Here is an 11735-nt window from a genome sequence, read left to right on the forward strand (position 1 = left end):
CGCAGCGTGGCGCCCGTCAGCTGCAGCGCGCGCCCGGCGGCGCGCAGCGCCACGCTGCCGCCGTCGCCCATGCCGGCGCTGCCGTCGGCGCGCCGTGCCGCGGCCACGTCCAGCGTGCCCGCCCAGGCAATGCCGCCGCTGGCCGCGCTGGCGCTGATCTGGCCGGCGTGGCCGAAGACCTCGTGGCCATCGTCGCCCTGGATCGCGAAGCCGGCCACCGAGGTGAGCGAGCCGGCGGCGAAGGCGACGGCGGTACTGTCGGCGCCCAAACTGACACCACTACCGGCGGCATTGATGGCGAGCTGGCCGCCGGCCAGGTCGACCACGCCGGCCTGCTCGACGCGGCGCGCCGACAGCGTCAGGCTGGCGCCCTGCCCCGCGCGCTCGCCCAGCGTGCGCGCGCCGGCTTCGGCCACGATGCGCAGCGTGCCGGCGTCGGCAGCCAGCGCCTGCTCGGCCGCGGTGGTGGCGGTCAGGCGGGCGGCGCTGAGCGTGAAATCGCCCTGGGCGCTGGTGCGGCCGTTGCCGGCGAGCACGATGTCGCCACCCGAGCGCAGCAGGCTGTCGTCGAAGCCCAGCGCCAGCGCGCCCGGCCCCAGCGTCAGCCCGCCGGTGCTGCCGGCCTGCAGCGGCGGCAGCGCCTGCAGCAGCAGGCTGCCCTGACCGCCGGCCTGCGCCGGCAGGGCCTGGCCGCTGGTGTTGCGCAGCACGATGCGGCGCGCCGCGATGTCGGTGCGCGCCGGCGTGCCGTCGGCGCCGGCCAGGCCGCGCAGCAGCGGCGCGTCCAGCACCAGGCTGCGCTGCACCCGCGCCGGCGCCGCGTCGGCCGTCGGGCGCTGGGCCCAGTCCTGGGTGCCCACGAAATCGATGCTGGTGTAGCTGCGCAGCGTCAGCGCGGGGGCGTCGCGCACCGTGTCCAGCAGGGCACCTGCCAGCTGGGTGTCGCCGGCCGCGGGCGCCGTGCCCTCGCCGACCACGATGCGGCGCGCGCCCAGGCTCAGGGCGTCGGCGGTGAGGCCGGCGCTGGACGCCAGCTGCAGGCCGGCGGTGGCGTCCAGGCCCAGCGTGGCACCGGAAAGCACGGTGTTCTCGCCCAGGCTCAGACTGCCGCCGGCCAGGCTCACGCCGCCGCGCTCCAGCGCCACGGCGTTGGCGCTGACCAGGGCCAGCGCGCCGTCGCCGCTGGCCGCCAGGGTGCGCGCGCCCAGGGTGGCGGTGGCGCTGGCATCGATGCGGGTGCCGGCGGCCAGCTCGACGCTGCCGCTGGCGGCCAGCACCAGCTCTTCCAGCTTGAGCGCGCGGTCGCCCAGGTCCACCGTGACGGCGCGCGTGGCGCTGCTGTCCAGGGTGTAGCGCGGCTGGGCGTCGGCCGCGGTGGCCGCGTCAAGGCTGCGGCGCGCGCCCAGCAGCACGCTGCCGGCGCCGCTGTCGGCCAGCACCTGGGCACTCAGGCCCAGGGCCGCGTCGGGGGTCTTGGCAAGATCGTCCACCAGCGCCAGGCGGGCCGCCGTGACATCCAGCGTGCCGGCACGCCCGCTGCCGGCCCCCAGGCCCAGGCCGGCCTGCCACAGCGAACGCTCGCTGCCGCTGCTGGCGATCTGCACGCGGCCACCATCGCGCGGCAAGTCTGGCGTGGCGGCGCTGCCCAGGGTGGCGGCGCGGCCGGCCAGCAGCTCGCTGACGCTGCTGAGGCGGATTTCGCTGCGCGCCTGGAAGCTGGCCTGCGGCTCGATCACGAAGCGCTCGCCGGGCAGGCCGGCAAAGGCCGAGCCGATGTCGCGCAGGCTGGCCTGGACGATGAAGCTGCCGTCGTCCTGGGCCAGCGGTGCTTCCAGCAGGCTGCGGCCGGGGTCGGCGGCGCGCCGCACCAGGAACGCGCCCTGGGGCAGTCTGGCGCCCAGCAGCGCAAAGCGCGCCGGCAAAAGGGTGTAGCTGCCGGCCGCGAGGCCGCCGGCGGCCTGGCTCAGCACCAGCTCCTTGGCCGCGCCCTCGGGCACGACGCCGCCGTTGAAGGCCAGGGCCGGCGCACGCGCCCGGTCGGGCAGCAGGGCGTAGAGGCCGTCGCCCAGCAGGGCGTCGCGGCTGCCGCCGACGCCGGAGAAGAACTCCCAGGCCTGGATGTCGCCGCCGCCGCCGGCCTCCACGCGCGCCCCGGGCGCGGTGTTCAGGCGCGCGGCCGACAGGCTCACGCCCTTGGCCAGCGGCAGGGCGCTGCTGGTCTGGCCGCTGGGCAGCAGCCATTGCGCCAGGTTGTCGGTGCTGCCATAGATCAGCGTGCTGCCGGCGCCGCTGACCGACGTGAGGCTGCCGTCGCGCAGCGTCAGCTCGCGCCCGGCCTTCAGCTCGATGGCGCCGAAGGGCTGGCGCAGTGCGCCGCCGTGGTCGATGTCGGTGGCCTGCAGCGAAAGCGCGCCGAAGGCCGACAGCGGCGCCTGCGCGCTGGCGCCGCCCGTGCCGGTGCTCAGCGTGATGCGGCTGCCGGCGTCACTGGCGTCGCCGGCCGGCAGGCCGGCCAGCGTGAAGCCGGTGCCGGTGGTGGCGTAAATCTGGCCCGCCGTCAGCTCCAGCGCGCCGGCAAAGGCCAGGCGGCCGACGGTGGCCGAAGGCAGGGCCACCAGGGCGGGCGCGATGGCGCTGAAGCGGATCTCGCCCTCGGCGCTGGCGCCGGCGTCCAGCGCCACGTTCGAGAAGCCCTGCAGCGCCGAGGCGCCCACGATCTCGATGGTGGGCGCCCGCAGCGTGAGCCGGGTATCGGCGGCGGGCGCGGTGTCGGCGGCGGCCGTCTTGTTGGGCGCATCGCCCTGGCGGCTGAGCGAGCGGTCGCCCAGCGAGAGCGTGGCGCCGCCCAGCGTGGCCTGTACGCCGGGGCGGGCCTGCAGCGCCGGCGCGTCGATCACGATGCCCAGCGGCTTGAAGCTGGCAATGCTGGCCTCCAGGCGCACGGCGTCGCCGGCGCCCAGGCGCAGCGCGTCGAAGCCGGCACCGTTGAGCAGGCGGGTGGGCACATAGGCCAGGCCGTTGCCCAGCGCTGCGTTGAGGTCGCTGCCGTGTACCGCGCCGGAAGCCGACAGCAGGCCGGTGTAGTCGCCCACCAGCAGGGTGCGCGGACGCGCCACCGCGCCGGGGATGGGCTGGCCGCTGGGGTCGAGCAGGGTGCCGGGATAGGCCGTGGCCGAGGAGAAGTTGTTGATGCCGCCCAGGCCGATGGCGATGTCGAGCCGGCCGCCGTCTGCCAGGGCCTGGCCGTCGGCGCTGCGCGGCGGCTGGGCCGAGACCGTGCCGTCGAGCACGATGCCCTCGACGCTGGCGATCTTCAGCGTGCCGGCCGGCCGCGCCAGCTGCAGCGGCTGGGCCGAGCCCTTCCAGTTGAGCGTGGCTGCGGCGCCGTCCAGCGCCATCTGCGAGCCGGCATCGGCCACCACATAGCCGCGCTGGGCCTCGAGCGTGATGTTGCCGCCGCCCAGCACGCTGCCGCCCAGGCGCTCGTTGCTGCCGCTGGTGCCGCCGGACAGCGGCGCGGCGATGGCGGGCGCCGTGTTTTCGCGCCGCAGCTCGGCCGCGCCGGCCACCGACAGGCGGGCGCCGCCGCCCAGCCACAGCGCCTGGTCGGCGATGAAGCCGGCCGGGTCGTCGCCGGCCGAGATCTGCGAGATCGCGCCACGCACGCCGTTGATGGCCAGGCGAATCTGGCCGCCGGGCGCCGCCAGCGTGGCGGTCTGGCCGGGCTGGCCGCCGCTGGCGCCGATTTCCAGGTTGCGCGTGGCGCTCAGCGTCAGGCTGGCGCCGTCCTCAAGCCGGATCGCGGCGCCGCGCTCGACGACGAGGCTGCCGCCGGGCTGGCCGGCGCCGGGGTTGAGGGTGCGCGTGGCCGCCAGCGTCAGGTTCACCGGCCGCCGGTCGGCCACCGCCTCGTCGACCACCACCGGCGTGGCCACCGCCGCGCCGACCTCACCAGCCATCGCGCCGCTGGGCGCGCTGCGGTAGCCGGGCGCCAGTTGCCAGGTGGCGAGCGCGGGCGCCAGCTCGGTGCCGCCGGCCAGGCGCACATCGCCGAAGGCGCTGACGCTGATGCTGCCGAAGCCGTGCTCGGAGAAGAAGGCGGGCGCCAGCGTGAAGGTACCCGCTGCAGCGTTGCCGCCCAGGCTGAGCGCCTGCGTGCCCAGGCTCAGTGTGCCGCCGCTGGCGAAATCGAAGCCGCTCAGCGCCACGCCTTCGATCTGCAGCACGGTGGCAAAGAGGTCGGAGCGTCCCGCCGCCAGGCTGATGCTGCCGGCACTGCCGCGCGTGAGCGCGCCGCTGGCCGCCAGGCGGGCGCCGGCCGAGACGTCGATCTGCGCGCCGGTCTCCACCAGCAGCGAATGCGCCGCCGTCGCCGTGACGGTGCCGCCGCCGGTCTGCACGATGCCGGGGTCGGTTGCCGTGCCGGCGCCCAGGCCCTCGTTGGTCCAGCGCCCGGCGGTGTCGAGCCGGGTGCGGGCCGAGAGCCGGATGTCGCCCAGGTCGCCGGCGCCGTCGGCGCGCGTGGTGGCGAGGGCGATGCTGCCGCCGGGCGCGCTGTAGGCGCCGTCCAGCGCGATGCGCTCGGCGCGCAGGTCCAGGCTGCCGCCGGCGCCCAGGGCCAGCGCGCCGGGGGCATCCTGCGTGATGGCGGCGGCGCGCAGGTTGAGGGCGCCGAAGCCGCCGGCCGCCACCGCCTGCAGCGACAGCGAGGTGCTGGCCGGCAGGCCGGCCAGCGAGGCGCCCAGCGGGTCGGTCAGCAACGCGGCCTGCAGCGCCGCGTCCAGCGCCACGGCGGCGCCGGGCTCCAGGTTCAGCGCCGGCAGGTAGTAGGCCAGGCCCTGCTGGCGGCCCAGGGTCAGCGCTGCCGGCGCCGGGCGCGTGCCTGTGCGCTGGCGCTCGCCCAGGGTCACGGCGCCGTCGATGCGGCCGGCCACGGCCAGGCTGCGGCCGTTCAGCAGCAGCGCGCCGCCACGGGCGCCCTCGGTATAGGCCGGCACGAGGCTGCGCGCCGGGTCGCCCAGCAGGCGATCGATGCGGTTGCCGGCCGGCGCCGCGCGCAGCAGCACCAGCTGGCCGTTGCGCTCGACCAGCGAGTTCTGCAGCGTGGCCTGGCTGTAGTACACCGAGCCGCCCGAGACATCCAGCTGCGCGCCGGCGGCGATCACCACCGCGCCCTCGGACTCGATGCGCAGGCTGCCGCCGGCGGTGGAGCGCTCGGCGGCGCTGCGCGTGAGGGCGGCGGCGGCACCGCCGAGATTGGCCACCGAGATGGCGGCGGCGTCGCGCAGGTCGAAGAAGACCGTGCTGCGGTAGAGCGGACCGCTGCGCTGCACCGGCGCGTCGGCCAGCTCGATGCGGAACAGGCGCTGCTCGCCCTGGTTGCGCGCGCCGTCTACCGCCACGCCCTGCAGGCCGGCGACGCTGATCAGCGCGTCGGGCGCCACCACCACGCGGCTGCTGTCGGGCGCGGCGTTGAAGCTCAGCGACTGGCTGTCGAACAAGGGGCTGGTGGCGGCGTTCTGGGCCGCGAGCAGCTCGATCTGGCCGGCCGGGGCCACGATGCGGGCGCCGCCGGCCACCGCGATGCTGCCGCCCTCGATGCGGATGCGCGAGGGGTTGAAGACCTCGGCGTCGAGCTGGGTCTCGGCGCCTGGCGCCGGCATCACGAGGGTCTGGCTGCCGGCGGCGACTTCCACCGTGCCGCCGCCGCCGCCCGCGCGCACGGTGGCGCCGGCCTCCACCGTCAGGCCCCGGCGCAGGGCCGGCGCGCTGGGCTGGCTGCCGCCGGCCAGGGCCACGGTGGAGGCCATGGCCTGCAGATAGATGGCGCCGTTGGCGCCCTTCACGGCGGTGGTGGCGTTGATCTGCCCGCCCTGGCGCACCGTCAGGCCCACCAGGTTGACGCTGCCGCTTTCGGCGCGGATCTCGTTGAGCCGCTGCACCAGGCCGGCGGTGGCGTCGGGTGTCGCGTCGGCCACGGTCGCGCCGTCCCGCGTCTTGTAGCTGCCGCTTGCCGCGTTCTCGGCCAGGCCCAGCTCGGGGTCGTTGGCGGTGCTGCCGGCCAGCTTGACCGGGTCGACGGCGACGATGAGCCCGCGCTGCGCCGGGTCGGACGAGCTCATCAGGTAGACCTTGTCGCCCGCGGCCAGCACGGTCTGGCCCTTGGGCGTTTCTATGCGGCCCTGGTTGACGACGCGGGGCGCGAACAACAGCACGTCGCCACCGGCGGCGGCACGGATCTCGGCCCCGCCCTCCACCGTGACGGCGCTGCTCAGGTCGGTGGCGCGGTAGTCCGCGCCGGCGCTGCTGAACACCGCGCTGCCGTCGGTGATGTTGCGCAGCCCCTTCTCGAACTGACTGTCGGCGATGGCCAGCGAGCTGGCGATGAACTTGCCAGTGTCCACACGCGCGCCGCGGCCGAAGTAGACGCCGTTGGAGTTGAGCAGGATGACTTCTCGGTTGGCCTCGAGCCGACCCAGGATCTGCGACGGATCGGCGCTCCAGATGCGGTTGAGCGCCGAGACGTACTGGCCGGGGTCGCTGTTCTGCACGAAGCGCACGGTGTGGCCGGCGGCGATGTCGAAGCTGTCCCAGTTGACGACGACGCGGTTGACGCTGCCCTGGTCAAAGACCGCCGTGTTGCCGTTGACGGTCCAGCTCACGCCGTTGTTGCGCAACTCGGTGGCCGGGCCCTTGGCCGGGTCGTAGGCGAAGACGCGGCTTGCCGACGGCTGGGGCAGCGCCTGCTGCGGCGCCGGCAGGCGGCCGGCAAACACCACCGGCGGTCGCGCCTGGGCCCAGGCCGCGGTGGTGGCGGTGGTGGTGGCTGTGGCGGCGCCCAGCGCCAGCAGCGCGGCGGCCACGGTGCAGCGCCCCGGACGGCTTTCACCGCTGCTGCGGCCCTGGCTGCGGGCCTGTTCTGATACCGCCACGAACATGCCCAGGCGGCGGCTGAAGACGAGGCGGTACTGGTGCTGGTTCATCGCGGGGTGGGTCTTCGGTGTTTCAGAAGGCCTGGCGCACGGACAGGCCCCAGTGGCCGCCGCGAGGCGTGAGCGCCTCGACCAGGCCGAGGGCGTCCTGCCGCGTGGTGGCGCGCAGCACATAGGCCCAGTCCAGGCTGGCCTGCAGGCCGAAGCCGGTGCGCAGGCGCAGGCCCAGGCCGGCGCTGGCCATGGTCGTGCTGCTGCGCTCGCCGGGCAGGGCCTGGTGGCGGTGCAGCAAGGCGGCGTCCGCGAAGCCCAGCGCGTGCAGCGACGCGCCCTCGGCCAGGGCCCAGGATGGGCCGCCGCCCTCCAGGCGCAGCGCCAGGCCCTGGTCGCCGGCCTGTTCGCCTTCGAAGTAGCCGCGCACCGAATCGCTGCCGCCGTAGACCACCTGCTCGGCCGGCACCAGCGGGTTGGCGCTGAGCTGGGCCTGCAGCCGGCCCGAAACCCAGCCGCGGCCCAGCGGCTCGCGTTGCTGCAGCGTCAGGCCCAGCACCTGGAAGGCGGCGCTGGCGCCAGCGCGCTTGCAGGCGAACTGGTCGCGGCTCTGGGTGTCGCCGGCAAAGCAGGGCACGTTGCGCCGGGCCAGTGCCGGCAGGCCGAAAAGCAGCTCGGCCTGGGCACGGCTGCTGCGGCCGGGCACGGCGGCCGAGGCCAGGTCCAGTTCGTAGCCGGCGCTGAAGCTGGGGTAGCGCAGCGCCGACGGCGTGGTGGTGACGCCGGCGACGTCGACATTGCGGTCCTGCAGGTCGCGCAGCGTCAGGCCCCAGCTCAGCGCGTGATCCAGGCCGGCGCGCGGCGCCAGCGCATCGCGCCAGCGCAGCCGCCAGGTGTCGCCGCGCGACACCGTCTGGCCGCCCAGCGCGGTGGGGGTGTTGCTGTCGGAATGCGTCAGCATCGCGTACAGCCGGTCGCCCTCGCCACCCAGCGGCAGGTGGTAGCTGAGGGTCAGGATATTGGCCTGCTCGGGCCGGCGCGGCGAGTACAGCCAGTTCAGTCCGATGGCGTGCTGGCGCTGCCACAGGTTGTCGTAGCTCAGGCTGGCCTCAAGACGCCCGGCCTCGGTGTTCAGCGACTGCTTGTCGTTGATCTCGATGGCGCCGTGCAGGGGCAGCTGGTCCTGCACCTTCAGCTCCACATCCAGCGCATTGGGGCGCTCGCTGGCGGCCACCAGCGGGGTGATCTCGCGGTCGGGCGTGGCGCGCGCCAGGCTGGCCAGCTGCTGCTGCATCTCGTTGAAATTGGGCACGCTGCCCGGCGCCAGGCTGGGCACGGCCTCGCGCACCGCGCTGGGCAGGAAGTGCTGGGCACCGGTGACGCGCAGCCGGTCCACTGGCGCCGGCAGCACCACCAGGCGCAGCGCGCCGCCGGCCACCGGCTGGGGCGGCAGCACCACGATGACGCTCAGGAAGCCGGCGTCCTGGTAGGCCTTTTGCAGCGCCTTGCGCGCCGATTCGGCATCGGCGGCGGCGCGGCCGGGGCCGAGAAAGGGGTAGACGGCGCGCTCGATGGCGGCGGCGCCTATCAGGGTGTCGCCCTCGACGAGGAATTCGAGGATGTCGAAGCGGGGCTGATCGGCGGCCGACTGGGCCCGCGCGGCCGTGGCGCAGGCCAGGAGGGCGAGGCCGCAGAGCAGGACGAACCGCAGGGGCGCGGGGCGATGGTCGGGCACGGTGCGGGCGGGGCGCGTGCGGGCGCCGCGGGGCTGCTTCAAGAGAAAAGCCGCCCGCGGGTGCGGGCGGCTGTGGCGATGACGCGATGACCGTCCGCCGGGCGGGAGCCCATGGGACGGTCAGGCCTTCATCATCAGTTCGAGGCGCTGCCGGCGCAGGTGCGGCCGCCCTTGTTGTAGCCGGCGCCCAGGTCGGTGGCGTTGACCAGGCCCACCGGGGCGGGCAGCACGTTCAGCGCGCTGTTGACCGTGGCCCAGAAGGCGTCGCCCGTGGCGTTGCCGCCGGCCGAGGTGGTCTCGAAGTAGAAGTCGTAGGTGCCGTTCTTCATCGTGTTGCTGTTGGTGATGCCGGCGGTGCCCGGAACGGCGTTCTCGCCGATGGCCACACCGTTCACGCGCAGCCACTTCCAGGACTGGGCAGCCTGGTTGTTCTCACCCGACATCACGCCGATGACGTAGAGGCCGGGCTTGTTCAGCTCGGTGCGCACGTCGCCGGTGCCACCGGCGGCCATCACGCGGATGCTGTTGATCAGGGCGTCCTTGAGGCCGCCGACTTCGTCGTCGGTGGTCGGCTCCGGAACGATGGACAGTTCGCCCTTGGAGCAGGGCAGGCCCAGGAAGTAGTTCTGGGCCGAGGCTTGCGTGCCCGAGGTGTCCACGCGGCGGGCGTAGCGCAGTTCCACGCCGTCCAGCGCGGCGCCGGCCAGGAAGCCCACACCACGCAGGTAAGCGCTGTTGAAGGCGGAATCGGCCATGATGGTGGCCATCTGGGGCTTGCCGATGCTGGGGATGCAGTAGCTGATGCCGGTGTCGGCCAGGTTGCACGAGGCCGGGATCAGGCCGCTGGCCTTCTGGTCGGCAAACATGGCGTCGTACAGCGCGCTGGAAGCGGCGACGCCGAAGACCTGGGCGATGCCGATGGCGGTGGACGGGAACAGCGTGTTGTTGCCAATGGTGGCGAGCGGGAAGAACTCGGGCTGCACGTCATTGGCGCCACCAACGATCACCGCACCGGCGGGGGCCGGGTCGGTGTTCACGAGCGTGGCCGGGTTGCGGAAGGTGAAGGGCACGCCGTTCAGGATCTGGATGTTGCCGAACGAGCCGTTGCCGACGTTGACGCGGAACTCGGCATAGGGCAGGCCGGCGAAGTTCTTGAAGTCGGCGTCGGGCTTGCTGACGTAGGTGCCGGCGGCGCCGCCAGTGACGGCTGCGTCGGCGCAGACGATGGTGGTGAAGTTGCCGCTGATGAAGGAGGTGGCCACGTTCGGGGCCACGCACAGGCTGCGGATGGCCAGGGTCAGGTTGCCCTGGATGGCCGAGGCGCCGGCGCTGACGGCGACGCGGTTGCCGGCGGGGGCGGCGAAGGCGGAAGAGGCGGTGGCGGCGGTGGCGACGGCGGCCACGGCGAGCATGATCTTGGACAGTTGCATTTCTATCTCCGGAAGTTTGGGGACGTGACCCACCCTCGGCAGTGCGCCGAAGGCAGGCCTTTCAAGACAGAAGGGGGCTTAGGCGGCGCGACGGCGGCGGGCGAGGAAGCCGACGGCGGCCAGGCCGGCCATCAGCAGCGCGTAGCTGCCGGGCTCGGGAACCGGCGAGGCCAGGCTCAGCGTGTTGGTGTTGATGTCGAAGTTGAAGGTCGTGGGATTGGTCGACAGGACGTCGACACCGCTCGGGTCGCCGATCTGGAAGGCCGTGGGGTTGGCGACCGTGCTCTGGCGCAGGTAGTTGATGTTCGAAGACACGCCGTTGGCGATCAGATAGGTCCAGGCGCCGGCGCCGTTGAAGTTGCCGCCCATCACGCCGAAGAGGCCGCCGGCGGTGGCCGTGGCGGCGCCGTTGGCGACGGTCTGGTTGTTGCCCGCCGCGTTGGCCCCAGCAAGGTAGTTGTTCAGCGGCGTGAGCGCGTTGCCGATCGCGGTCGACGACGTGGCGTTGGTGTTGACCAATTCCGCCGCGGTCGGGTTTCCGGTTGTCAGGTAGCCCTTGCCGATGATCGTGTTGGCGGCCGTCACAGAATTGCCGGTAATGTTGTCGCCGGCCAGAATGCCCCAGCGCAGATCGTTGCCGAGGGCGGCGGCCTTGAAGGTGTTGTAGGCCGCGGTCCAGTCATTGCCCGTGGTGGCGAGGCTGGTCGTGTTGGTGGCGAAGTTCCAGGTCGCAGAGCCGCTGGTGGTCAGCGCCGAGCCCGGAATCAGGTCGGCCATGTTCAGGCCGAGGTCGACGACCAGGGTGATGTTGTCGGTGGCGTCGTGGGCGACGAAGATGACCGAGCTGTTGCCGGTGTTGCCGAGGCCTTGTTGCTGCGTGATGACGGCTTGCGCGCCGAAGGACGCCACGGTGGCCAGGGCGGCCACGAGCGCGTTGAGCTTGAAGTTCATTGAGTCACTCCTGAGTGAATTTAGGGAAGGCTTAGAGATCGACGGCCTCTAGGAACCGCTGCGCCACTGTAGGAAGGGCCTGTGTCACCCGTACCCGGTGGGCGCCGCGCCGCGCTAGTCCGATCAGCCCGCTGCGGGCCTCTCGTTCTTGGACCCGCTGAGCTTCGTGGTTGTGCGTGACAGAGGCGACCGCGGCCGGCCACGGCGCTGGCCCTTTCGGTCCATGCCCGCCTAGCGATTCCCCGCACGCAGGGGGTCGGCGCCGGCGGCCAGCAGGCGGCCCATGGCCTCTTGCTGGCCGGCATTGGCGGCCACATCGAGCGCGCTTTCGCGCTGGCGATTGAGCAACTCGACATCCACGCGCAGGCGCAACAGTTCGTCCAGCACGTCCAGCTGGCCGGCCAGGCTGGCCAGGTGCAGCGCGCTCTGGCCGGTGGCACCCCATTGCCCCGCATCGGCGCCGGCCAGCAGCAGCAGGCGCACCGTGCTGCGGCGGCCGAAGAAGGCAGCGGCGCCCAGCGCGGTGAAGCCGTCGTCGCCGGCGCGGTCGAGCTCGGCGCCGCGCTTGACCAGCTCGCGCAGCAGTTCGTCCTGGCCGGCGCGGGCGGCCAGCGCCAGCGCGTGGCCGCCGGCCTCGTCGCGGGCGTTGGCGGCGGCGGCGCCGCTCTTGACCAGGGCCATCGCCTGGCCCCAGCG

At 73.8% G+C, this 11735-nt stretch carries 5 protein-coding genes; all 5 read right to left on the bottom strand.

Going from position 1 to position 11735, the window contains the following annotated elements; genetic code table 11:
• On the bottom strand, positions 1 to 6983 hold a 6983-nt coding region (locus JMV16_RS15720; RefSeq protein WP_201495253.1), incomplete at its 3' end, for a filamentous hemagglutinin N-terminal domain-containing protein.
• A 22-nt stretch (positions 6984 to 7005) separates the two neighbouring features.
• Complete coding sequence (locus tag JMV16_RS15725) at positions 7006 to 8700, bottom strand: ShlB/FhaC/HecB family hemolysin secretion/activation protein (protein ID WP_201495250.1); 1695 nt, start codon at positions 8698 to 8700, stop codon at positions 7006 to 7008.
• Positions 8701 to 8792: 92 nt separating this feature from the next.
• Positions 8793 to 10088, bottom strand: a complete 1296-nt coding sequence (locus JMV16_RS15730; protein ID WP_201495251.1) for a hypothetical protein — start codon at positions 10086 to 10088, stop codon at positions 8793 to 8795.
• Between the two features lie 78 nt (positions 10089 to 10166).
• A complete protein-coding gene (locus JMV16_RS15735) occupies positions 10167 to 11039 on the bottom strand; it encodes a PEP-CTERM sorting domain-containing protein (RefSeq protein ID WP_236580547.1) in 873 nt (290 codons plus the stop codon).
• Positions 11040 to 11270: 231 nt separating this feature from the next.
• Positions 11271 to 11735 (bottom strand): ankyrin repeat domain-containing protein (locus JMV16_RS15740; protein WP_201495252.1); only part of this gene is annotated, 465 nt, incomplete at its 5' end.

Source organism: Rubrivivax sp. A210 (genome assembly GCF_904426505.1).
Lineage (GTDB): Bacteria > Pseudomonadota > Gammaproteobacteria > Burkholderiales > Burkholderiaceae_C > Rubrivivax.